We start from the raw sequence: 23853 nt of genomic DNA, 5'->3' as shown, positions 1-23853 counted from the left end.
GGCGAGCCGCCGTACCGGGCGCCCGCCGGGTCCCGCGCTCTGGGCGGCGAGCCGGCGGGCCTGCTGCCCGGGCCGGTCGGCGGCGGAGGGCTCGGGGTTCACCGGGCGGCGTCCGGGGCGTCCATCGGGCCGCTCCCCGGCCCGCCGGCCGCGCGCGGCAGGGTCTGCGGCGCCGGGACGGCGGCGACCAGGCGCGCCAGCACGTCGTCCGCCTCGACCTGGCGCACCCACAACTCCGGGGTCAGGGTGATGCGGTGGGCCAGGGCCGGAACGGCGAGCGCCTTGACGTCCTCCGGGGTCAGGTAGTCGCGGCCCTCCAGCATCGCGCGGGCCCGGGCCAGCTGGACCAGCGCGAGACCGCCCCGGGGCGAGGCGCCGACCTGGATCTGCGGGTCGTTGCGGGTGGCGTGGACCAGCGCGATCACATAGTCGACCAGGTCGTCGTCGACCTCGACCCGCTCCAACGCCGCCCGCATGGCGAGGAGTTCGGCCGGACTACTGACCGTCTCCAGGACCGGCTCGGGCACCGCCCGGTCCAGCCGGGCCCGGAGCATCGAGGCCTCCAGACCGGTGGTGAGGTAGCCCATCCGCACCCGGAGCAGGAAGCGGTCGAGCTGCGCCTCCGGCAGCGAGTAGGTGCCCTCGTACTCGATCGGGTTGGCGGTGGCGATCACCACGAACGGCTGCGGCAGCCGGCGGGTGGCACCGTCGACGGAGACCTGGCCCTCGGCCATCGCCTCCAGCAGCGCGGCCTGGGTCTTCGGCGGGGTGCGGTTGATCTCGTCGGCCAGCAGGAGCTGGGTGAAGAGCGGCCCGGGGCGGAAGACCATCTCGCCGCTGCGCCGGTCGTAGAACGGCGCGCCGGTGACGTCCGAGGGCAGCAGGTCGGGCGTGAACTGGATCCGGCGGAAGTCCAGGCCGAGGGTGGTGGCGAACGAGCGGGCCAGCAGGGTCTTGCCGAGCCCGGGCAGGTCCTCGATCAGCACGTGGCCGCCGGCCAGCACCCCCAGCATCACCAGTCGGAGGGCCTCGGGCTTGCCGACCACGGCGCGTTCGATCTCCTCGACCACCGCGCGGGCGCGGCGGCCGGCCTCCTGCGGCGTCAGCACCTGGGCCTCGGCCGGACGCCCCGGGGACTGCTCGGCCACCGGGGCGTGCTCGGTGTCCGGGACGGGGGCCTGGGGAACGGCGGTCATGGCTCTCCTGAAGGGCGGCGTCGGCCGGCCAACTACCGGGTCCGGCGGGGGTGCGGGGAAACGGCGGGTGCTGGGCGTCCCTCGGGGACGGCGCCGGCTACCCGGACTTCGGCGGCCTGGGGCCGGGCGGCTGGAGGGATTCGAGCCGGTCGACGAGGGCGAGCAGGACGGGGCCCGGGAGGGCCGCGTCCGGGTCCGCGGCGTCCGGGTCGATCCACGGCCACAGCCGGGGACCGATCAGTTCGGCGGCCCGGGCGCGGTCGGTGTCGAGCGAGACGCCGTGGGTCTCGGACAGGCGCGCCGCGAAGAGCCGCCGGAGCCGGCCGCGCAACGGCCGGGCGTCGCCGTTCGGGTCGAGGCCCTGACGGACGGTCCAGCGCCAGTCGCCGAGGCCCGGCTCCCGGGAGTCCATCACGCGCTGCCGGTCGCGCAGGCCGATGTCGAGGAAGCCCGCACCGGCCACGTACCGGCCGGCGACCAGTCCGGTGGCGGTCAGCAGGACGGCTCCGGCGGCGGCCGCGGGCGCGCCGCCGACCAGCGCGAACAGGACCTCGGCCAGTACGGCCGCCACCGTCAGCTCGATCAGGCTGTGCCGGACCGAGCCGGGTGCGGCGAGCTCGCCACCGGCCCGGACCTTCGGGTCCACGGCTGCGGGGGCGGGGGCGGCGGAGGAGACGGCAGGGTCGGCCTGTCGCCCGTGCCGGCGGGCGCTCATCGGTGGCCTCCGGTACCGGCCGACCCGGCTGCCCCCGCCGTCGCGGGCTCCGGCGGTGGCCCGGCCCGGTCCGCCAGTCGCTCGGCGAGCGCGTCGAGGGCCTTCCGCGCCCGGCGCACATGGGTCTCGTCCATCGGGTGGGTGGAGTACCGGGCCTCCCGGAACAGCGCGGTGAGCGCCCGCGCGTGGACGGGGTCGACGCGGTCGTCGGTCACCGCACGCTCCAGCAGTTCGGTCGGGCTCTCGGGAGCCCGGCGGGACAGTCCGGAGGCCGCCAGCGAGGCCTCCATCGCGGCGTAGCAGGCGATCACCGCCGCCCGCGCGTCGGCGCCGGTGAGGGCGCGCCGGGCGGTGTCGACCGCGGCGGCCAGGGCGTCCTCACCTCGGGCCGGCGCGGCGGGCAGTCGCGCCGGCGGCGGCCGCCGGGCGATCCGCAGCCGCCGCAGCAGCAGGACGGCGACCACCACCACGACGACCACCAGGGCGACGGCGAGCGCGCCGAACACCACGGGGATCACCGTCGAGAGCCAGCTCTTGCCGGACACCGGGTCGGGCCAGACCGGCGGCGGCGACGCCGGGGGCGGGGTGAAGTCCGGCACCGGCGGCAGCGACGGCGGGTCGACCGAGTCCTTGACCGCCCGCCCGTGGAAGACGAACAGCAGCACCGGCACCGCGGCGGCGGCCCCGGGCAGCAGGACCGCGGTGGCCTCCCGCAGGCGCTCCGCCCACGGCGTCGGCCCGTCGAGGTGGCGGACCTCGGCGCGGAAGCGCAGCGCGAAGCGGCCGATGACGAACAGCCAGCCGAGCACGAGCAGCAGGACGAGTCCGAGGGCCTCCACCGGCACCGTGGCGGCGGGCGCACCGAGCAGACCGCCGTCCGGCCGCAGGGCCGAGGCCGCGAGGAGCAGGCCCACGAGGGCGACCAGGACGCCCACGGTCCGGCCGGCCGACCCGCCCGCGCGGTCGGTGTCGTCCGCGCGGTCGTCCGGGCCGCTTCGCCCGCCGTGGCGGGGCCCGCTCGGCTGCAGTTCGTCGTCCACGCGGCCGTCCCCCGGTTCCCCCGCAGCGCGGTCGGCTCCGCGCGAGGATGCAGCGTCGCACACCAACTGTCGTATTGTCACCCCGCGTCGCGGGCCACCGAGGCCTCCGCACCCGGGCGGCCGCCGACCCCGGGAACGGGCTCAGACCAGGCGGTGCATGCCCACCGAGTGCGGGGCGGTCTCCCGGAAGCCGTACCGGGCGTAGAGCCGGTGGGCGTCACCGTCGGCGATCAGCGAGACGTAGGCGCCCGCCGGGGCCCGGCTCTCCAGTTCGGCGGTCAGCAGGGCCATGATCCGCCCGCCGAGGCCGCGGCCCTGGTGCTCGGGCAGGACGCAGACGTCGGCGATCTGGAAGACGGACCCGCCGTCGCCCACGATCCGGCCCATCCCGACCACCCGGCCGTCCAGGTGCACCGTCACCCCGTGCCAGGTGTGGGGAAGCCCGGCCGCCACCGCCGCGGCGGGCCGGTCGCTCATCCCCGCGCCGGTCCGCAGCCGTCGGAAGGTGTCCACGTCCGGCACACCGGCCCGCAGCTCGTAATGGTCACTCGCGCTAGTCATGCATTACACGATAAGCCACCGCCGCCCCTCCCGGCGGAACGCGCGGGTCGGGACGGCGGGCGGGACGGCGGTGGCGGGACGGGCCGTCAGCCCCGCGTCAGGGCGAGCGACTGCACGGCGGGGAGCTTGCGCCAGTCGCTGGAGACGATGCTCGCGTGCGCCCGGGCGAGCTGCTCGGTACGGCCGCGGGCCTGGTCGGCGGTGGGGTCGGTGGCGCTGATCGCGGGTGCGACGTTCTGCGCGTCGGTCATCGTCAGCAGGTAGTGCCGGCTGTCGTACCAGGCGGTGTCGATGCCGCCCAGGTAGGCGGCGGCGTCACCGTCGAAGACCACGAACCAGGGGCGGATCGCCGTCTCCGGGTACTTGGCGCGGGGATCGCCGGCCGCGGCGCCGTGCACGGCCGGGAACACCTGGGCGTCGCCGATCCGCCCGGCCGCGGCCAGGTCGCGCAGGTGACGCCCGTACTCGACGTCGGTGTGCAGGGTGTCGAAGGGGTTGCCCTCCTCCAGCGATCCGGGGATCACGTACACCAGCACCCGCCCGGCGAGCGAGGCCCTGGTCGGCCAGTTGCCGGCCCGGACCGCGTCGTCCGCCGTGGCGTACGAGCCGCCGCCCGGCCTGGCGAGCAGGTCGGCCGGGCGCAGCACGGCGGAGCCCAGGTGGCCGGCGATCAGGGAGTCGAGCTGGGCGGGGCCCATGCCGCGGTTGGCGGCGAACCCGGCCTTGAGCTCCAGCTTGACCACCAGCGGGCCGGCGCCGGGGTGGGCGCCGAGCCAGACCCGGACGTCGTCCAGGCAGGTCTCCAGGTTCTTGTTGGCGCCGCCGGTGTAGAGCTGGGCGGGCGTGCTCGCGCTGACGCAGTTGTTGGCGTTGCCGAGCGGGTTGGAGTGGCTGACCTTCCACTCCTTGGTCACGGTGTCCGTCCAGGCGTCCAGCTCGATCATGCCGGTGCCGGTGTCCAGGCCCTGGGCGAGGTAGCCGAACGCGGCCGGGTCGTAGGTGTTGTGCAGCCCGACGGTGGTGGCCGAGCCGAACGGGAGCTCACCGGGGCCGCTCGCGGCGGCCGACTGCACCGGAAGGAGGGCGGCGGCCGCGGCGAGCAGACCGGTGGCGATGGTGCCGGCGAGGGCGCGGCGTGCGGTCACGATGACTTGTCCCCTTGTCAGAACGCGGTCGGCGGTCGCTTCCGCCGTTCGGAAGGATGCCGCGGCTGAGCATCCCTCATGTGAAGGGGACACAACAACACCATGACGGGGACGGGACGATCCCGCGGCGCCGCCGACGGTGACCGGTGACCGGCGGTCAGCGGTCAGCGGTCAGCGGTCAGCGCAGGTTCTCGCGCAACCAGTCCAGCTGCTCCCGGACGACCTGCACACGGGGGTGGCCCGGGCCGTGGATCCGGCTGTAGTCGGCGGCGCAGCGCGTCAGCAGGCCGGCCGCCTCGGCGAGGAGGCCGGCGTCGATCAGGACGTTGGCCAGGTTCTCCCGGGAGCTCACCGTGACGGGGTGACCGTCCCCGTGCAGGGCGATCCGCCGGGCCAGGATGTCCCGCAGGAGGGGGACGGCCTCCTGGTAGCGCGCCATGCCGTGCAGAACGGCGGCCAGGTTGTTGCGGGCGGAGAGGGTGTCGTCGGCGTTCGGCCCGGCGAGCGACTCCCAGGAGGCCGCCACCGCCCGCAGCTGCGGCTCCGCCTCGGCATGGCGGCCCAGCCGCACCAGGGCGGCGGCGAGGTTGCTGCGGGCCGCCACGGTGCGCTCGTGGTCACGCCCGTAGCGCTGTTCGAGCCGGGGTACCAGGGCCCGCAGGGACCGCTCGGCCGCCCGGTGGCGGCCGCTGTTGATCAGGGCGGCCGCGTGCCGGTTGACGGCGGACAGCACCTCGGGGTGGTCCGCGCCCAGCAGCCTGGTCCGGCGGTCCAGCGTGTCGCGCAGCAGCGGTTCGGCCTCCGCGGAGCGGCGCAGGGACTCCAGGGCGGCGGCCAGCCCGTCGGCGCTGTGCAGGGTGTCCGGGTGGTCCCGGCCGAGTGTCTTTGCCCTGGCGCGGAAGTTCGCCTGCCAGAGCGACTCGGCCTGCTGGACCCGGCCGAGGTGGTGCAGCAGGTCCGCCAGCTCCGCGTCGGTCCGCAGGGTCTCCTCGTGGCGGGCGCCGAGCACCGCGCGCTGGGTGCCCGCGACGTACTCGTAGAGCTCGACCGCGCGGTCGTCGCCGCCTGGGGTGTGCGCCAGGACCCGGGCGTACTCCCGCAGGAGGATCAGGGTCTCGGGGTGGTCGGCGCCCAGCTTCTCGATGGCCGCGTTCGCCCGCCACTCGGCCACCTCCACCGGCTGGACGCGGACCCGGGCGATCTCCTGCTCCGGCCGGCCCTCCGTCACCTCGGTGACGGTGATGGTGGCCCCGGGCGGCTGCCAGCGCGGCTCCCGGAGCCCGTCGGCGGCGGCCGGCCCGTCCTCGGCGCCCTCGCCGGGCGGTCCCGACGGCGCGGGGCCGCCCGTGCCGTCGGCCCGCGCGGCACGCTCGGCCCGCCTGCGCCACCATCCGCTCATCGGTGGTCCTCCTTCGTCGTCTCGTCGTCTCGTCGTCTCGTCGTCTCGTCGTCTCGTCGTCTCGTCGTCTCGTCGTCGCGGCCCGGCCGGTCAGGCGCCGGCGTGCACATGGGCGGCCCAGAGGCCGGGACTGGTGGCGAACGCCGTCCGGCACTGCCGGACGGCGTGGTGGAGCGCCTCGGCCGTCCGGTCGGTGTCCAGCCCCGGCGCCCCGGCGGGCCGGCCGGCCCGCAGGCCCTGGTAGAGCAGCCTGGTCATCCGCAGCGCCAGCAGGTCGTGCACCGGCCAGAGGGTGCCGACGGCATGGGCGTACCCGGCGAGCTGGAAGGCGGAGGTGATGTGGATCGCCTCGTCGGCCAGGTCCGCGGCGCCCCGTGCCGTCTCGCAGGCCGAGAGGACGGCGAGCCGGGCCGCGGGCAGGTCCAGCCGGGCGATCCGGCGGACCGTCAGCGCCGCCGTCCGGTGGTCGTGGACGAGGAGGCGGGCGTTGGACGGGTCCCGCGGCTCGCTGACGCCGTGGCAGGCGAAGTGCACGTGGGAGTGGCGGGGCAGCGCTTCGAGGACGCGTGCCAGGGTGGCCTCCTCGCCGATCAGCAGCTCGGTGGGCAGCAGCCCGCGGAGCAGCTCGACCTCGCGCCGGGCGCCGGTGAGCGGGCGGGCACCCGGGGTCTCGGGCAGCGCCACAGCGAGCAGGCCGTCGGCGGCCGGGGGGCGGCCGGGCGCGGACCCGCCCGCCGACGGTCCGGCCGGGCCCGGTCCGCTCGGTTCCGGTCCGGTCTCCCGGGTGCGGGCGTACGCGAGCGCGCGGACGGTCGGGGTGTAGGAGGAGACCACCCGGTCGAGCACGGTGCGGGGCCTCCCGCCGGGCGCCGCCTCGGGCCGGCCCGCTCCGCCGTCGTGGCCCGTCGCGTCCCCGTGGTGGCCCGCCGCGTGCAGCGGCAGGGCGGAGAGCGCGCCGCCCGGCGACCACCAGACCCGGGGCCACCGGCCGTCCGCCGCCGCCCCGGACAGGCCGAGCCGGTCGAGCACCGGTCCGGTGACGTGGTCCCAGGTCCAGCGGAGCACCTCGCCGATCGCCACCTGGGCCGCCCGGTCGGTCGCCGGGTCGGCCGCCGCCGCCAGCGCCGCCTCCAGCCGGCGGACCTGCTCGTCCACCGCCTCCGGAGTGGCCCCGGGCAGTGGGACCAGCAGGACCTGACCCGACCACAGGACCAGTGCGTCGCTGCGGTACCCGCTGCAGTAGGCGAGCACCACCGGCCCGCGCCGGGAGACCGCCGCCAGGAGGTCCGGGGAGGGCGGGGAGAAGAAGTCCGCGAAGCCCGGCAGGGCGCGGATCTCCGTCACCAGCTGCTCGAACCGCGCCGCCAGGGTGTGCCGCAGGTGGCTGCCGGTGGTGCCGGACAGCCCCGGCGCCCCGTCGGCCGGGTCGGCGGCGTCCCGTGCGTCCCGTGCGTCGGGGGTGTCGGGGGCGTCGGGGGCGTCGGCGTCGGCGGCGTCGGCGTCGGCGGCGTCGGCGTCGGCGGCGTCGATCCGCTCGCTCAGCTCGCGGAACCGCTCGGCGGCCGCCGGATGGGCGCGGCGCAGCCGGCCCAGGCCGTCGCGGGTGGCGATGGTGCGGCCCAGCAGGACGCCCCGGCCCTGTTCCAGCAGCTGGACGGCGAGGACGAGGTCCCCGGCCTGAACGGCGCAGGCGGCGGCCTCGGCGGCCAGCCCGTGCACCCGGGAGAGGCTGCGCTCCTGGTCACCGCGGGCCAGCCGGCCCGAGGCGGCGAACGGCAGCAGCCGTACGGCCAGTTCGTAGCCGTGCAGGGCCTCCTCCCACCGTTCGCCGGTCGCCGCCGCGGCGCCCCACTCCCAGGCGGCCAGGACCCGGCCGTGGGCCGGCATCGCCTCGGTCCGCGCGGCCCGCCGGTAGGCGTCCTCGGCGGCCCGCAGCACGCCCGGGTCGCCGTCCCGGTGGTGGAGGATCAGCAGGGTGTCGGCGTAGTACCGCAGGTAGCCGCCGTGCGCCGCGGTGCCCTCGGCGTCGGCCCAGACGGCCCGGCCGAGGTCGCTCACCGCCGCTTCCAGCGCCGCCCCGTCCCCGGTCGTGCGGTACTGGTCGAGCCGGGCGTTGCCGAGATTGGAGAGCACCAGGGCGAGCCGGGGGTCGCCGTACGGGCTCTCCTCGACGGCGCGTTCCAGCAGGGCGACGGCCTCGTCCAGGTCCGCCAGGTCGCCGGTCGCGTCGAACCGGGCCCGCAGCGCGTTGGCGAGGTGGTTCAGCCGGTCGCCCAGGGCCGGGCTGCCGGACCGGGTCAGCGCGAGGGCCTCGCGGGCCGTCGCGATCGCCTCGTCGGCCACCGCCGGCTCGCCGGTCGCACCGTGCCGGCTCTGCAGCACCACACCGAGGTTGGCCAGCCGGTCGACCCGGTCGGCGGGCCGGACCGGTCCCTCGTCGACGGCCCGGCGGGCCAGCTCGGCCGCCTCCCGGAAGGCCTGCGGGTCGTCGGTCTGGAACCCGCGCTCCCGCAGGGTGACGGCGAGGTTGGCGAGGATCTCGCCGAAGGTCTTCGTGCCGGGCCGCTCCCCGGCCAGCGCCTCGCGCAGCACCTCGACGGCCTCGTCGAGGAGTTCCACGTCACCGGTCCACTGCGCCAGCCGGTGCAGCGCGTTGCCGAGGCTGTTCAGCCGGTGCGGGCGCCGGGTGGCGTCGCGCTCCGGCACGGCCGCGGCGCGGCGCAGCAGGTCGACGGACTCCCGCAGCACCGCCAGGTCGCCGGTGGCCTCGGCGGCCAGCCGCAGGGCCACCCCGAGCCCGGCCAGGCAGCCGCCGTGGCCCGGCTGCCCGGCCGGCGTCGCGGCCACCGAGGCCCGGTTCACCCGGAGCATCTCCTCGCGGTCGCCCGGGTCGCCGGTGAGGGCGTACCAGGTCCGCAGGCCCTGGGCCAGGTTGTGCAGCGCCGGCAGCCGGGCTTCGTGGCCCGCCGGGACCACGGCCGGCACCTCGCGCCACAGCCCCAGCGCCTCCTCCAGCGCCTCGGTGTCGCCGGTGAGTTCGTAGCCGGAGTGCAGCACCTCGGCGAGACCGAGCAGCAGGGCGACGAGGTCGTCGGGGTCGGACGGCAGCCCGTCCAGCGCCCGCCGGTAGGCACTCTCGGCCCGGGTCAGGTCCTGCTCGCGGCCGGCGGCCCGGTAGCGCTCGGACAGTGCCGCGCCGAGGCCGGCCAGCGCCTCCCCCACGGTGGGCGGCTGCTGCGGCAGGCCGGCCGCGCGGGCGAACATCGCCACCGCGCCGTCCAGATCCGCCGGCCGGTGGTCGAGGTCGAACCTGGTCCGGTACCCGAGGGCGAGCAGCCGGACGTCCTGGGCCGCGGGCGGCTCGGCCGCCGCGCGTTCGACCCCGAGCTCGATCAGGGCGTCCAGGTCCCGCCGGTCGCCGAGCAGTTGCCAGCGCACCAGGAGCGCCACCAGGAGGTTGCCCGCCCGGACGGGCCGGCCCGGGTCGCCCGGCGGCGCCGTGCGCAGGTACTTCCGGGTCGTCCGGACCGCCCGGTCCAGCGCCGCCCGGTCGCCCGTTCTGAGGTGGTGCAGCAGGAGTTCGGCGGCCGGATCCGCCCCGCCTCCCGTCACCGAAAGCCGCGCCTGCGAGACGATCACCCCCGGGCGCTCCGTCGCGCCGATCGGCCGGTCTGCTCCAACTCCCCGCCTCGGCGGGTGGAATCGCTCCATATCCTAGCGAACGTACCGTCAGGAGGCCGTCGTTATACTGATCCACGATCCGCGACGACGATCCACGATCCGCGGACGACGCCATGAAGGGGGCCGGGTGGTCGAGACGGCGAGCGGCGAGCCGGACGGTCCGACGGCCGGGCACGCGCGGTTGGGGGAGTTCTGCCGGCGGCTGACCTCCGCACCCGACTCGCTCGACCTCGGCCCGGCGGGGCACCGCTTGGTGGAACACCTCACCGCCGAGCTGCGGGCCGGCCGGCCGGCGGCGGAACTCGACGACGTGTTCGACGAGTTGGAGGAGCTGCTGCTGATGGCCGGGCACAGCGCCGGGCTCGGCTCCTTCCGCACGACCCCCGTCCCCGGCCCCGCCTACCGCGCCCTGCCGGTCTCCGGCCCGGGCCACCCGCCGCTGCACGTCCTGGCCTGCCCGCACGGCCACTGCGGCCGGGTGGAGGTGCCGGACGCCGCGCAGGCGTCGCAGTGCCGGGTGTTCGGACAGCCGCTGCGGGCGGTCGGGCTCCGGTGACCAGCGCCTTCCTCGGCGCGCTGGGCGGCCGGATCGCCGAGCGCTGGGTCGCGCTGCTCGCCCTCCCCGGCCTGCTCTACCTCGCCGCCCTGACCACCGCCGGCGTCCTCGGCCAGCGCCACTGGGGCGACCTCGGCCGGCTCCGCTCACGACTCGACGATCTGGCCGCCGCGCCCGGCTCGCACAGCGCCGCCGTGATCGCCGTCGTCGCCCTGGCCGTCCTGGTCGGCGCGGCCGCGATCGGGGCGGCCGCCCAGGCGCTGGGCACCGGGGTGGAACTGCTCTGGTGCGCCGAGGCGCGCGGCCCGCTGCTGCGTCGCCTCGCCGACCGGCGGCTGCGCCGCTGGCGCACGGCGGACGAGGCCTACCGGTCGGCCCTGCTGGCGGCGGGCCGCGCCCGGATCGCCGGCGCGGCCGACGCCGACGACCTGGCCGACACCGCGGAGCTCCGCTACGCCGAACGCAACCGCGTCGCGGCGGCCCGCCCGCGCCATCCGTTCCGCACCGGGGACCGGCTGGCCGCCCCCGGCCAACGCCTCTGGCGCGCCTACCGCCTGGACCTCGCGGCCGCCTGGCCCCATCTGTGGCTGCTCGCCGCCGACGGCACCCGCGCGGAGCTGCACACCGCCCGCCTCCAGCTGGGCGCCGCCGCCCGGCTCTGCGCCTGGGGCATCGGGTACCTGCTGCTGGGCCTCTGGTGGTGGCCGGCCGCACCGGCGGGCGCGGCCGCCGTCGGCCTCGGCCTGCGCCGGGGGCGGGACGCCGCGGTGGCGTTCGCCGACCTCACCGAGGCACTCGCCGACCTGCACGTCCGGGAACTGGCACAGTCCCAGGGCATCGACTGCCCCGACGGCTTCGACCGCGCGGCGGGCGAACGGCTCTCCCGGGCCCTGGCCAAGGTGGACTGACCGCCCGCCGAGGCCCCGCCCCGCCGCCCGGCAGGCGGCACCGGGCTCCTACGGCGCTCCACCGGCGCTCCACCGGCGCCCCGCCGGTGTCGGCGGCCGGGAGGCCGTCCCCGCCGGGGCGACGAGCCCCGTGGCGGCGCCCCCCGCGGACGGCCCAGCGGCCCGCCCCGCCCGGTGGGGGTCCACCGCGCGCCGCTCGGCGGCCGAGCAGCGGTCACCCGGTGGTGACCCGCAGGTTGGCGAGGACGGCCGAGCCGTCGGCGGTGGTGGCGAGCACCCGGCCGGAGCGGTGCCAGAACGTCAGTGCCCCGCCGTGGTGGCGCAGGCCCACCGCCGGCAGACCGGCACCCGGCTGCCCCGCCGCCGTCGCGTTCGGGAGCAGCAGGGTCCGCGGCGGCTCCGCCTCGCTCGCGGTGCCGGTGTGGACGCGGACGGTGCCGTCAGCGGCCGGGGCGAGCGTCAGGGCCCAGTGCTCGCCGTCGACGACCGGCCCGGCCGGCGCCACGCCGTCGACGAGTCGTTCCACCGGCTCCCGGTCGGTCGACCAGCGCAGTGTGGTGCCGCCCCGGGCCGGATCGGGTTGGCCGGTCAGCAGCCGGCCGGTCGCCAGCAGCGCCGTGCCCTCGCCGAGGAGGTCGGCGTCCAGCGCGGTGCGCGAGCGCAGCTCCCAGCCGGGCTGGTCCCAGCGCCACAGCTCCGTCAGCACGCCACCCCCGGGCAGCCGGGAGGCGACGACGGACGCGCAGGACGTGGGCGTGCGCACCAGCGGGCCGACGGGCCGCTGCTCGCCACCGAGCTCCCGCCACACCACGGTCGGGCGCGCGGCCAGGGTGTCGAGGACGGCGATGCCCTCCTCGTCCCGGGTCAGCAGCTGTCGGCCGTCGAAGGACGGCACGAGCCCGCGCACCCGCAGCGTGCCCCAGTACCGGACGGCGCGGGTGCCGAGGTCCAGCCGGGAGATCTCGCGGACCTGCCCGTACCGGGCCACCAGCAGGGCGGCGCCGCCGTGGTCGGCCAGGACGAGTTCGTCCGCCGGGACGTCCCAGCGGGCCTTCACCCGGCCGTCGGGCCCGAGCAGTCGCACCCCCGCCTGGCCGCAGGCCACCAGCAGCAGGCCCGACTCCAGCCGCGCCGCGTCCAGGACCGGGAGCGTCCCGGGCCGGTCCACGAAGGCCCACTCGTGCCCGGCGTCGGCCGTGGGACGGGCGGGCCGGCGCGGTCGCGGCAGATCCGCCGCGACCAGCGGGTCGGCACGCCTCGCCAGCTGCTCGAACAGGGCGGTCTCGGTGCGCTGGTCGAGCGGGGCGCCGGAGCCGCCGGCACCGCCGAAGCCGCCGTCGCGGACCACGGCGCGGAGCGCCGCCGTGGCGAGTTCGCGGTCGTTCGCCGGGTCCGCGCCCGGCAGTCCGGCCAGCGCACCGGCCAGCGCGGACCGGCCGGTCGCCCGGCCGCGGCCGGCGTCGGTGGCGCCGGCGTCATCGGTGTCATCGGTGGTGCCGGTGTCATCGGTGGTGCCGGTGTCGTCGCCGGCGTCCTCCAGGACGGCCAGCGCGAGCGCCCGGGTCGCCTCCCCCGCGCCGAGGGCCAGCAGGTGGGCGAGTGCCCGGCCGCGCGCCGGGCCGCCGAGCGCGACCGCGTCCCGCAGGTCGGCGGCCACCGAGGGGCGCAACTCCTCGTCCGGCCAGGCGGCTTCGACCGCGCCCAGTCGGTCGCCGCCCGCGCGGCAGTGCTCGACCCAGGCGGCCCGCAGCTCACGCCCGGCCCCCGGGTCGTCGGCGCTCAGCCGCTCGACGGCGTCGGCGAAGGCGGCCCGCCGGTGCGCCGTCCGGACCGCCCGCGCGCGCTCACCCGCCCGCCACCAGAGCCGCACCACCAGATCGGCGGCCAGCCCACGGCCCTCGGCGAGTTCGGCGGCCTGAGCGGTCCGGCCGTGCCGGTCCAGCAGGGCGACCGCCTCGGCCGGGGCGTCCAGCAGGTCGGCGAGCACGAATGCCGCCTCGTCGATCCGCCCCTCCCGCTCCAGCGCGGTGGCGGCCTGCCGGTAGAGACCGGCCAGGTGCTGCTGCACGGTCGGCCCGGACATCGGCGAGACGCCCGCCGGGCCGCCGGTGACCGGGGTCGGCCGCAGCGCGCCCGCGAAGCGCCGGGGCAGGCCGAGCGAGAGCCACCCCTGCTCGGTGGGGCGGGATTCGCCGGCGAGCCGGAGCGCGTCGCGCAGCGCGTCGTCCCAGCGGCGCTGCTCGAAGGCGCGGGTCAGCTCCCGCAGGTAGCGGGCGTGGCGGCCGTGGACCAGCCGGCCGGCGGGGCTGCGCACGACGAGCCGGGCGAGCAGCCCCCGCAGCAGCGGCCGCCGGGTGCGGACCGGCCGCCCGCCCGCCGGGCGCGCGGCGGAACCGCCAGTTCCGGCGGTTCCGGCGGACGTGCCCCGGGCGGCCCAACTGCCCCGGGCGAGGAGGGCGGTGACGGCCACCGCGAGCAGGACCCCACCGGGGTGGAAGCCGCGGTCCACGATCAGCTGGGCGAACCGGACGACCAGGAACACGGCGACGACGACGATGAGGACGGCCGCCGCCGTGAACGCCACCGGGCCGGACCCGTCCCCCCAGCGGGGCAGCCGAAGCCGGCCGAACCACCGGGCGGCCCGGGACAGGCCCGGGAGGCGGACCCGCCGACCGCCGCCGGGCGGAGCCGCCTCGGTCAGACGGCGGGCGCGCTCGGAGCGGGCCCCGACGCCGGCCGCCGCCCGCAGGTCGGGCCGGGCGGGCCGGGGCAGGTCCTCGACGACGGGCGCGGGCTCGGCCACCGCACCGACCGGCGCGAGCCGGTGGAGGGTGAGTCCGGCCGGGTCGAGCCAGTCCGAGGGGTCCAGCGGCGGCAGTTCGGCGATCGGGAGCGTCGTCACCGCCCCCGCCACGGGGAGGACGAGCCGGCCCGTCGGCACCGGGGCGCCCTCGGCGCCGACGGCGGCCAGCCCGCCGCCGGGCAGGCGCCGCACGGGCAGTCCGGGTGCGCGGTCCGCCCGGGCCTCGACCGGCTCGGCGAGGACGAGCAGCCAGCGGCCGTCCGGGAGCGCGCGCAGCTCGGCGCCGTCCGCCCAGTGGGCCAGGACGCGCTCGGCGGCCTCGGCCGCGCCGATCACCGGGACGTCCAGGACGAAGCCGGCCGCGGCCACGGTGGCGCGGAACGCGGCGGCGGTGGCGCTCACTGGTCGCTCCCGAGGTGGTAGAGGACGCGGCCGGTGTTGGCGTCGCCGATGACGATCCGGCCCGGGCGCGGTTCGGCGGCGAGCAGGGGCAGGGTCGGGTGGACGGCGGCCGGACTGACGCCACCGGAGAAGCGGCCGAGCGTGCGGGTGCCGTCCGGCCGGATGCTGCGCACCTGCCGGCCGTCGAGGGTGCAGGTGATCAGCGCCGGCACCGCGCCCTGGTGGACCAGGCCGACCACCTCGGCCCGCTCCCGGAACGAGAGCCGTACCCGACCGCCCTGCCGGGGCTGCACCACCCAGTTCCTGCCGTCCTCGGACCAGGCCTGGGTGGTGCCGCCGTGCACGACGTGCCGGGCCCGCTCCGCCTCGGGCAGCAGCGGGTGCGGGAACAGCCGCCGCTCGCGGACCCGCTGGAAGCCGCGCTCCTCCGCGCCGGGGGCCAACGGCCCGTCGTCGCGGGCGCTCCCGCCTCGCTCGATCCGCCACCACCGGCCGCCCAGCGGGCAGAGCAGGTCGTCGCCGTCGCGCAGCACCGGCCGGAGCGGGCCGGTGCACACGGGTTCCAGGACGGCCCGGTCGAGCCCGAGGGCGGCCAGCTCGACGGTGAACTCGCCGCTCGCCCCGAGCGGGCGGCCACTGACGTACGGGAGGAGCCGCTCCCCCCTGAGGTGGAGGGCGATCAGGCGCCGGCCGATCCGGCCCGCCGCGACCACCGGCCCGTGCAGGTGGTGGCGGCGGGTCCGGATCGCGCCGTCGTGCTCCGGCCCGGCACCGGGCAGGTTGGCCGCGAGCAGGGTGGCGGTGTTCCGGCCCCTCAGCAGGAGTGTGCGGGCGTCGGTGGTGAAGACCGGCTGCGCCCGCCCGGTCGCCCCGACCGGAACGGCGACCACCGCCGGCGCGGCCCGGCGGAACTCGGCGCCGCGCAGCGCCCGGACGGCGATCGGCGCCGGGGGCAGCGGCAGCTCGACGGACGTCCGCGCGAGGCGCACGGTGACGCGGACGGCGCCGTCGGCGCTCCAGCCGCTCGGCTCGCTCGCCAGCACGTGCTGCGGGGAGGCGAGCCGGTCGGCCAGCCGGGGCGAGGTGAGCAGCCAGGACCGGTCGGCGTCGTCCAGCCCCTGCCGGGCCCGCCGGACGTCCTCGGGCGTCGGGTCGGTGTGCCGGCGGGCGGCGAGCCAGCGCGGCAGCAGCTCCGGGAGGTCCCCGGTGAGCCACTGGCCGGGCGGGTCACCCAGGATGCCGACGACCAGTTCGGTGCCGCGCGCGGCTGCCCGGCGGTGCAGGACCAGCAGGGCGGCGAGCTGGACGAGCCGCCCGGCGCCCGCCTGGGCGGGGCCGGTGTCGGCCAGCGCGACGATCCGGCCGCGTACCGTCGGGGCGCGGAACTCGGGTGCCAGGTGCAGGAGTTCACCCTCGGCCAGGCGGCGCAGGAACTCGTCGGGGGCTTCGTCGGCCAGCAGCCACTCGGAGGGCAGCAGTTGGTCGGGCCGACCGGACCGGGCGAGGCCGCCGTGCCCGTCCGGGGTGCCGCGGTCGTCGACGACGGGCTCACGCTCGCCGATCAGGGCATCCAGGCGGCGGAGCAACGGGCCCAGCGCGACGGCGAGTTCCGGCGTCAGCGCGGACAGACCGGCGGCCCAGGGGGCCAGCGCGGCGGGGAGTCGGGCGGTCATCGCAGGACACTCCCGCAGGACGGGCCCGGGGCGCTCGGGGCGCGACGGACGGCGGGAGTGGGCGCGGGAGCGGGCACGGCCCCGACACCGGGGAACAGGCAGCCGCACCCTGGCGCGGCGGCGACCGGACGCCGACGGCGGGTTCGCGCGGCCGGCCCGGGGTGGCCCGGCGGGACGGCCGTGGGTCGGGCGGTCATCGCGGGCCACCCCCGGCGGCCGGTTCCGGCGCCGCCGGGGTGGACGCGTCCTCGGTGGAGCCCGTGTAGGGGTCCAGTGCGGCGGGGTCGGTGGTCGGGGGCGGCGGGTCGGCGACCAGGGCGTGCCCGGGGAGCAGGACGCAGAGCCGGTCGCCCTCGGCACCGACGGCCCGGCGCCAGAGCGCCGCGGCGGGCCGGGGGCGCGCGGTGGTGGGTACCAGGACGCCGGCGTCGAGGCCCAGGTAGCGGGCGCCGTCCGCCCAGGGCAGGTCGGCCTCGGCGCCGAGCACCAGCAGCGCGCCGTCGCCGGCGACCACGCCGAGCCGGGCACCGCCGGCGAGCCGTTCGCGCGCGGCCACGGCCAGGGCGGCCACGGCATCGCCCAGGGCGAGTACGGCGGCGGCGGGCAACGGCGGCTCGCGGCGCTCCCAGCGCAGTGCGACGGACGGCGGGACGGACGGCGGGACGGACAGCGGAACGGACAGCGGAACGGACAGCGGGACGGACGGCGAGCCGGGCAGCGAACCGGACGGCGGGGCGGTGACGGTACCGGTCATGCGGGCGCGACCGCCGCGACCAGCTCGGCACGTATCCCGGCCAGGGCCCCGGACAGGTCGGCCGGGTCGAACCCGGCGTCGATCTCCCGCAGCGCGGCCTCCAGCCGCAGCCGGGAGTCCCGCCCCTCGGGGAGGGTGCGGTGCGCGGCCAGCAGCTGCGTACCGGTGCGGACGAGCCGCTCGGCCCGGGCCGCAGAGCTGCGCGACAGCTCCTCGGCGGCGTGCGCCAGGCTGCGGTTGGCGGCCTTCTCGACCAGGTCGGCGAGGGTGTCGCGGGCCTGCGCCTGGGCGTCGGCGGTGGGGGCGACCAGCGGCAGCACCCACAGGTCGCGGGCCGAGGCCGCCGTCCGGCCGTCGAGCACGGCGGCCGCGGCGACGAGCTTCTGCGACCGGACCGCCCGCCGGTCGCTGATCGGCACGCCCGCGGCGCGCAGCCGGCGCAGCGCGGCGGCGACCAGCGGGGTGACCTCGTCGAGGTCGCAGGCCCGGGCGGCGGCGGCCAGCCGGTCGAGCGCGCCGAGCCGGTCGGCCGCGGCCGCGAGGCCGGTCGGGCCCATCGGATCGCCCGAACCGGCGAGGTCGCGCGGGTGGAGTGGGGACGCCGCCGGCCGGCGGCCGGCCTCCAGCAGTTCCTCCAGCCGCGCGTCCGCCACCGGCTCGACGAAGACCCGGGCCAGGAAGCGGTCCGCGAAGGCGGCGAGCGCCGGGTCGTCCGGCAGGTGGTTGGCCGCGCCCACGCAGACCCGCAGCGGGCTGTGCAGCACGGTGCCGCCGCGCCGGAAGACCCGCTCGTTGAGCAGGCCGAGCAGGGTGTTGAGGACGGCGGTGGAGCCGAGGAACACCTCGTCGAGGAAGGCGATCTCGGCCTCGGGAAGCATCCCGGCGGTCTCGAACTCGATCCGGCCCTCGCGCAGTCGACGCAGGTCGACCGGGCCGAACAGCTCGTTGGGCTCGGTGAACCGGCCGAGCAGGTACTCGAAGTAGCGGCCGCCGAGCTGGCCCGCGATCCGGCGGACCGCCTCGGACTTGGCCGTGCCCGGCGCGCCGACGACCAGCAGGTGCTCGCCGGCCACCGCGCACAGGACCACCACTTCGGCCACGGTCTCGCGGTCGATCATGCCCTGCCCGGCGGCGGCCACGGCGTGCCCGATCAGCTCGGCGTCGGCAGCGTCGGCGGCGGCATGGGCGTCATGGGCGGTTGCGGTGGCGCTGGTCTCGGTCACGAGCACCGGAGTCTACGGGCGGCTCCGCGGCGCCCACCAACCGGTTTCCGGGCTACCCGCCCGCGGCATCCAGACCCCCACGGGTTCGCTGCTCACCGCTGTCGGAGTGATGCGGGGCGGCCGCTCCTTCACTCTCGGGCCTCATGGCAGGCCCGTGTCGGACAGGTGTCGGACAGGCTGCGGATCCGCTCGGTCGCCTTCTTCCGGGAGTAAGGCCCCGACCGCCCGACGAGGTGGGCACTCATTGGGTCAGTGAACTGCCCCGGCGCGTGTCCGGAGGACGTCACTGACCTCGGCACTTCAAGGCCTCGGGTGGTGGGAGGTCGAGGTTGGCGGAGAGCCGATATTCCTCCCGTGTCGTGCTCCTCGGGGTTGGTCTCTGCGGGGCCTGCGGTGGCCTCCGGCTCCAGCCCGGAGGCAGCGGAACTGGTGTCGCCGCTCCGCGTGCCGGGGGCCGTTACCGTGCACCCTTGTGAATCCTGAAGATCCGAAGGACTCGGTCCGGCGCGGGTACGACTTGCTCTCCGTTCAGTACGAGCGCGCGTTCGGCAGCGAGACGAAGTACGGATCATGGATCGAGGATCTGCTCGGTCGGCTTCCGGATGCGGGCGCGGTACTGGATGTGGGGTGCGGGACCGGAGTCCCCGTGGCCCGGTCGCTCGCCGCGGCAGGGCACCGCGTCACGGGCGTCGACATCAGCGGTGTCCAGGTCCAGCGGGCTCGGGAGCTGGTACCGGGCGCGGGGTTCGAGGCACCGCCGCACCGATGAGGGAGCCGGCGGGGCGGGGGCCTCATCGGTGCGGACCGGCGGATCAGGCCTGCCAGTGCGGCTTGCCGCTGACCATGCGGCAGTAGATCACCCGGCCGCCGGCCTCGTGGGTGCTCTTGCCCAGGTCGGCGTCGCGGCAGAACTGGCCCGCCTTGTAGCAGTTGCCGGCATTGGAGCGGATCTCGCAGTCGTCGGCGGCCGCCTTGGGCTGCGCGGTCGGTTCCGGGTCCGTCGGCGGCTTCGCGGTGGTCGCCTTGGGCTCCGGCGCGGCCTTGGTGACGGGCGGCTGCGTCTTGGGCGCGGCCGACTGGGGCCTGGCCGTGGTCGGCGCGGATGCGGGCTCCGCGGGCGGCACCGGCGTGGTCACCGCCGACGGGGTCACCACCGGCGCGGGCTCGGGCGCGGTGACCACCGGTGCGGGGGTGGCCGGCGGGACGGTGGCGACGGGTGCGGCCGGGGCCGTGACGGCGGGCGGGGAGGCGGCAGTCGTGGCGCCGTCGGCCGGCGTCGGGTCACACCCGGTCAGCGCGAGACCGACGGTGAGGACGAGTCCGGCGACGGCGGCCAGGCCGCGACGGCCGCCGCGCGTGCGTGCGGCCGTGCGGGACGACATTCGTGCGGACGTGCGTGAGGGCAGGGGAGACATGAGGGGAGACGCTCCGATCCGATGAAAAGATGTTCGGGATTCAATCAGGGCGACCACACGCCACAAGCACATCCCGCACACTTCGTTGGCAGATCGAGACCTTGCGACCACGGAGAGCAACCGGGCCGCCCGGCGCCGATCACCCACGGTCGACCGGCCCCACGCCCGTCCGGCCCGCGCGCCGCCGTCTCCGCCGGACAGGTCCGGTATCCACCCGCCCTGCCACGCTTGCCCGGCTTCGAACCCCTGCGGTGCGTACGGTCGGTGCCGTCCCGACCGAACCCGGTCGGCGGGCGGAAGGGCCTGTCGTCGTCTCTCCCACGGGCGGGAGTACGAGGACAGGGCGAAGGAGACCGGCAGCCGTGCAGCGCAAGTGGTGGACCCTCACGTCTCCCTGGCGACAGCGCGAAGATGTTCGCGGTGTCGCTGGCCCTGGTCGCCCAGGAGTTCCCGCCCGGCCGCGGGCGGGGCACCGCGATGGGCGTGTACGGGGCGACCATCGGGGTGGCGGTCGCGGTCGGCCCACTGGTCGGCGGCGGGCGGAGGCCGTGGCGGCCCCGTCGTGACGGCCCGGGCCGGAGACTCCTCCGGGCCCGGGCCGTCACGTTGCGGACGCCCCGCGCCGCTAGCCGATCGAGATCGTGAAGACCTTGTCGGCCCCGTCGGCCGCCCCGCCGTTGTTGTCGGCGTTGGTGGTGGTGAGCCAGATCCGGTCGGCCCCGGGCACCTTGGACACCGTCCGCAGCCGGCCGTAGGCGCCGACGTAGTACGCGGTCGGCGTCCCGACGTTCTCGGTGTTCCCGTCGATCGGGATGCGCCACATCCGCTCACCGCGCAGCGCCGCCATGTAGACCACGTTGCGCACGATCGCGATCCCGCTCGGCGAGGCCTCGTTGACCGGCCAGCTCGCCTTGGGGTCGGTCATCCCGGCCACCCCGCAGGTGCCCTCGCAGGTGGGCCACCCGTAGTTGGCCCCGGGCTTGACCAGGTTGAGCTCGTCCCGCTTCGAGTCGCCGAACTCCGCCTCCCAGAGCCGTCCGTCGCGGTCGAACGCCAGGCCCTGCGGGTTGCGGTGGCCGTAGCTGTAGACGTAGTTGCCGAACGGGTTGCCGGGGGCCGGCTTGCCGTCGGTGGTCAGCCGCAGGATCTTCCCGTTGAGCGAGTTCTTGTCCTGGGCCAGCGAGGACGTCTGGGCGTCACCGGTCGACGCGTACAGGTACCCGTCGGGGCCGAAGGCCAGCCGGCCGCCGTTGTGGTAGCGGTTCTTCTTGATGCCCTGGAGCAGCACCTTGTAGCCGCTCAACGTGGAGCCGTTGTACGTCATCCGCACGATCCGGTTGCCCTCGGCGGCGGTGTGCATGAGGTACACGTAGTGGTTGCCCGCCCAGTCGGGGTCGACGGCGATGCCGAGCAGGCCGCCCTCCCCGTCGGTGGTGACGGCGTTGGGCACGGTGCCGACCGCCGTCTTGGCGCCGCCCGTGGTGAGCCGGAAGACCTTGAAGCTGTCCCGCTCGGTGACCAGCGAGGTGGTGCCGTCCGGCAGCCAGGCGATGCCCCAGGGAATCGTCCACCCCGTGGAGAGGGCGCTCGGGGAGCCCGGGACGCCGCCGTCGGCCGGGCAGGCGCCGGTGGTGAAGGAGACGGGGTCGGACGGCGCCGAGTAGTTGCCCGCGGTGTCCCGGGCGACCACCGAGAGCGTGAACGGCGCGTCGCAGGCGAGCCCGGTGACCGCCGCCGAGGTGGCCGGAGGGGTGCCGGTGACGCTCTTCACGACGGCGGAGCCGCTGCGGATCTCGTACCCGACCACGCCCTTGTCGTCCGTCGCGGCGCCCCAGGTCAGAGTGGCGCCGGTGGCGGTGACGGCCGAGACGGTCGGGGTGCCCGGCCGGCCGGGCGCCGGGTCGGTACCCGCCGTGGTGGTGCAGTCGACGGCGACGCTGGCCGGCGAGGCGTTGCCGGAGGCGTCCCGGGCGATCACGGTGAGGTTGTAGGTGGTGGCCGGGGCCAGCCCGGTGAGCTGCCGGGAGGTCGCGGTGCCCGGCGCCTCGGCGAGTTTGTTGCCGTGCTCGTAGATGTCGTAGGCGGTGACGCCGACGTCGTCGCCGGCGGCTCCCCAGCCCAGCGTCAGAGCGTTCGGCCCGACGGCGGAGCAGCTCGGCGCACCGGGACGGCTCGGCGGGGTGGTGTCGGCCGCCGCGCCCACCCGGAGGCGGTCGAGGTTGGGGCCGCCGTCGGCGGTGGTGGCGGTGGCCCGGATCCGGTTGGCGCCGGCGGCGAGGGCGACGCCGACGGTCTTCTCCGCCCAGGTGTCCCAGTCGGCGGTGGGCGGGAAGGCGACACCGGCGGCGACGACCTTCCCGTTGACCGCGATGTCCATCGGGCGGTTCGCCGTACCGGCGTTGGCGTACCGGAAGGTCAGCGAGGCGGTCCCGGCCGCGGTGGCGCTCACCGTGAACTCGACGGCGGAGCCGGTGGTGTTGGTGTAGTCGACGAAGCCGGTCCCGGTGTACCCGGTGTGGTTGGTGGCCGTCTTCGCCTGCGCGAGCACGGCGTCCTCGGCCTGGTAATCAATGCTCGCCGCCGTGGCGGCGGTCGCCGCGGGCGGCGCCGCCACGGCCCCCAGGACCAGGGCGGCTGCGGCGAGCGCCGCTCCGCCGGCCCGGGCGAGCGCCGTCCGCCGGTGCGCCGCGGCTGTCGTGCGCGGGTGTCCGGTGTCGGTCATCACGGCACCCAGTAGTTTCCGGAGGCGACGATCATCGACTGCAGCTGCACGCTGCCGCCGTAGTAGAGGGCCGGGTCGATCGCGGTGCCGGCCAGCTTGGCCCAGAGCGCGTCCAGCCAGGCCTGCGAGCCCGGGTCGGTCATCGCGGTGACCACGAACGGCGCGGTGAAGGCCATGTCTCGGCCGTTCTCGAAGACCGTGCCGTTCAGCTTGTAGCCGGTGGCGATGTTCGCCGGGTCGCCGCCCGTCTTGCCCTTGATCCAGGTGTTGATCTTTCGCGCCGAGGCGAGCGAGGCGGCGTCCCCGCTGGTGACGGCGTCCGCGCCGATCCGCCACGGGTCGCGGCAGGCGTTCCAGCTGTAGTCCCCGTCGTTGGGGCTCTCCAGCACCTCGCCGGCGGCGGGCTTGGCGGTGCCGTTGGTGTTGACCACGAAGTCGGCGAGCAGCCCGGTGTTCGGGGCGTAGCCGCTCTGCTGCTTGGTGATCAGGTTCTGGTGGGCGGTGCGGACGGTGTCCCAGGTGGTGTCGCCGGTCGCGGCCCGGAAGGCGCGGAAGTGGTCGATCATCCAGTCCGAGGAGCGGGTGATGTAGTAGGTGGAGTCGCCCGAGGTGGACCAGTCGCCGAGCCGCATCAGGTGGGTCGTGGGGTTGACCTCACTGGCCTTGATCGCGTTGATGTGCTTGACGGCCAGGCCCTTGTAGTCGTACGTCCCGCCGCTGCCCCACTGCCGGTCGGCGAGCAGCAGCCCGTACGCGACGTCCAGGTCCCCGTCGGTCGCCGAGTCGGAGCCGTTGACGCTGCGGCAGGAGGAGTCCTGCTCGGCGGCGAGGAGGTTGGCGTTGTTCACCGACGGGTGGGCGAGCACGAACTTCACCATGCCGTCGAAGACCGTCCGCGCGTTGGCGTCCGCACCGGCCATCAGCGCGGTGACCACCATGCCGTAGCCCTGGCCCTCGGCGACGTACGGGTGGTCGGCGTCCGGCGAGATGGTCTCGTACCAGCCGTTGCCGCAGTTCTGCCGGACGAAGGCGGCCTTCCAGGCGTTGTACTTGTCGATCACCTGCTGGTCGGTCACGGACTGCGCGCCGGAGGGCTTGAGGGTGCCGGCCGGGTACGGGTAGCGGTGGCTGCCGAACGGCACCGCGGGGCCGCCCGGGGCCGGGCCGCTGCCGAGGTCGGCGTCCAGGTAGTCCAGGTTGGCCGTGCCGCCGGTGGTGGTGGAGGTGAGCCGGATCCGGTTGGCCCCGGCGGTGAGCCGGACGGTCAGCGTCGAGGTCGCCCAGGTGTCCCAGCTCCCGGTGGACGGGAAGGCCCGGGCCGGCTCGACCGTGGCGCCGTTGACGGCCACGGCCGCCGGGCGGTTCGCGGTGGTCCCGTTGGAGTAGCGGATGCCGAGCACGGCGTTGCCCGCGCTCGCCGCGTCGACCGTGAACTCGACCCAACTGCCTGTGGCGTTGTCGGTGTTGACGAATCCGGTGCCGGAGTAGCCGCTGTGGTTGGACTCCACCACGCCCTGCGACAGGCCCGCGCCCTCCGCCTCGTAGCGGACCGGCGCGGCCGAGGCCGGCGGGGCCGCGAGCAGCCCGGCGGCCAGGCCGGCCCCCGCGAGCAGGGCCGCGGCGCGGCCGCGGTGTCTGGTGCTCGGTCGTGTCATCGGAA

17 protein-coding genes are annotated in these 23853 nt (G+C 76.9%); 3 read left to right on the top strand and 14 right to left on the bottom strand.

The window, feature by feature from the left end:
- Positions 1-98: 98 nt before the first annotated feature.
- The 7 genes from ABZ495_RS06805 to ABZ495_RS06775 all read right to left on the bottom strand — a co-directional run bounded on the left by ABZ495_RS06805 (position 99) and on the right by ABZ495_RS06775 (position 9695).
- Positions 99-1196, bottom strand: a complete 1098-nt coding sequence (locus ABZ495_RS06805; RefSeq protein WP_359804757.1) for a MoxR family ATPase — start codon at positions 1194-1196, stop codon at positions 99-101.
- A 97-nt stretch (positions 1197-1293) separates the two neighbouring features.
- Positions 1294-1911 (bottom strand): hypothetical protein, encoded by a 618-nt coding sequence (locus tag ABZ495_RS06800; protein ID WP_359834785.1) that lies wholly within the window; start codon positions 1909-1911, stop codon positions 1294-1296.
- A complete protein-coding gene (locus ABZ495_RS06795; RefSeq protein WP_359834783.1) occupies positions 1908-2951 on the bottom strand; it encodes a DUF4129 domain-containing protein in 1044 nt (347 codons plus the stop codon). The genes ABZ495_RS06800 and ABZ495_RS06795 overlap by 4 nt, the downstream gene beginning before the upstream one ends.
- Before the next feature lie 141 nt (positions 2952-3092).
- A complete protein-coding gene (locus tag ABZ495_RS06790; RefSeq protein ID WP_359834781.1) occupies positions 3093-3512 on the bottom strand; it encodes a GNAT family N-acetyltransferase in 420 nt (139 codons plus the stop codon).
- A gap of 86 nt (positions 3513-3598) precedes the next feature.
- Positions 3599-4657 (bottom strand): phosphatidylinositol-specific phospholipase C domain-containing protein, encoded by a 1059-nt coding sequence (locus tag ABZ495_RS06785; protein WP_359834779.1) that lies wholly within the window; start codon positions 4655-4657, stop codon positions 3599-3601.
- A 178-nt stretch (positions 4658-4835) separates the two neighbouring features.
- Positions 4836-6056 (bottom strand): tetratricopeptide repeat protein, encoded by a 1221-nt coding sequence (locus ABZ495_RS06780; RefSeq protein WP_359834777.1) that lies wholly within the window; start codon positions 6054-6056, stop codon positions 4836-4838.
- Positions 6057-6146: 90 nt separating this feature from the next.
- Positions 6147-9695, bottom strand: coding sequence for a CHAT domain-containing protein (locus tag ABZ495_RS06775; protein WP_359834775.1), 3549 nt, complete (start codon positions 9693-9695; stop codon positions 6147-6149).
- 169 nt (positions 9696-9864) lie between these two features.
- Here ABZ495_RS06775 and ABZ495_RS06770 point away from each other — a divergent pair, with 169 nt between their 5' ends.
- Complete coding sequence (locus tag ABZ495_RS06770) at positions 9865-10293, top strand: hypothetical protein (RefSeq protein ID WP_359834773.1); 429 nt, start codon at positions 9865-9867, stop codon at positions 10291-10293.
- On the top strand, positions 10290-11201 hold the full coding sequence (locus ABZ495_RS06765; protein WP_329491423.1) for a hypothetical protein: 912 nt from the start codon (positions 10290-10292) through the stop codon (positions 11199-11201). Before ABZ495_RS06770 ends, ABZ495_RS06765 begins: the two co-directional genes overlap by 4 nt.
- Before the next feature lie 214 nt (positions 11202-11415).
- Here ABZ495_RS06765 and ABZ495_RS06760 read toward each other — a convergent pair whose 3' ends face one another.
- The 4 genes from ABZ495_RS06760 to ABZ495_RS06745 all read right to left on the bottom strand — a co-directional run bounded on the left by ABZ495_RS06760 (position 11416) and on the right by ABZ495_RS06745 (position 18056).
- Positions 11416-14406, bottom strand: a complete 2991-nt coding sequence (locus tag ABZ495_RS06760; RefSeq protein ID WP_359834772.1) for a bpX6 domain-containing protein — start codon at positions 14404-14406, stop codon at positions 11416-11418.
- Positions 14403-16079: a hypothetical protein gene (locus tag ABZ495_RS06755; protein ID WP_359834770.1), complete on the bottom strand. Its 1677-nt coding sequence runs from the start codon at positions 16077-16079 to the stop codon at positions 14403-14405. Before ABZ495_RS06755 ends, ABZ495_RS06760 begins: the two co-directional genes overlap by 4 nt.
- 193 nt (positions 16080-16272) lie before the next feature.
- Complete coding sequence (locus tag ABZ495_RS06750; RefSeq protein ID WP_359804735.1) at positions 16273-16833, bottom strand: hypothetical protein; 561 nt, start codon at positions 16831-16833, stop codon at positions 16273-16275.
- Positions 16830-18056: an AAA family ATPase gene (locus ABZ495_RS06745; RefSeq protein WP_359834768.1), complete on the bottom strand. Its 1227-nt coding sequence runs from the start codon at positions 18054-18056 to the stop codon at positions 16830-16832. Before ABZ495_RS06745 ends, ABZ495_RS06750 begins: the two co-directional genes overlap by 4 nt.
- Positions 18057-18528: 472 nt before the next feature.
- Here ABZ495_RS06745 and ABZ495_RS06740 point away from each other — a divergent pair, with 472 nt between their 5' ends.
- Positions 18529-18825, top strand: coding sequence for a class I SAM-dependent methyltransferase (locus ABZ495_RS06740; RefSeq protein WP_359834766.1), 297 nt, complete (start codon positions 18529-18531; stop codon positions 18823-18825).
- Between the two features lie 43 nt (positions 18826-18868).
- On the opposite strand, the gene ABZ495_RS06735 is transcribed toward ABZ495_RS06740, so the two are convergent.
- The 3 genes from ABZ495_RS06735 to ABZ495_RS06725 form a co-directional block, all read right to left on the bottom strand.
- Positions 18869-19438, bottom strand: coding sequence for a hypothetical protein (locus ABZ495_RS06735; RefSeq protein WP_359804729.1), 570 nt, complete (start codon positions 19436-19438; stop codon positions 18869-18871).
- A 658-nt stretch (positions 19439-20096) separates the two neighbouring features.
- Positions 20097-22193, bottom strand: coding sequence for a PQQ-dependent sugar dehydrogenase (locus ABZ495_RS06730; protein WP_359834764.1), 2097 nt, complete (start codon positions 22191-22193; stop codon positions 20097-20099).
- On the bottom strand, positions 22193-23848 hold the full coding sequence (locus ABZ495_RS06725) for a glycosyl hydrolase family 8 (RefSeq protein ID WP_359834762.1): 1656 nt from the start codon (positions 23846-23848) through the stop codon (positions 22193-22195). The genes ABZ495_RS06730 and ABZ495_RS06725 overlap by 1 nt, the downstream gene beginning before the upstream one ends.
- Between the last annotated feature and the right edge of the window lie 5 nt (positions 23849-23853).

Origin of the sequence: Kitasatospora sp. NPDC005748, assembly GCF_040630735.1 — a bacterium.
Classification (GTDB): domain Bacteria; phylum Actinomycetota; class Actinomycetes; order Streptomycetales; family Streptomycetaceae; genus Kitasatospora.
The sequence above is the reverse complement of the archived record's forward strand: the minus strand, read 5'-3'. Positions and strand labels throughout refer to the sequence as shown.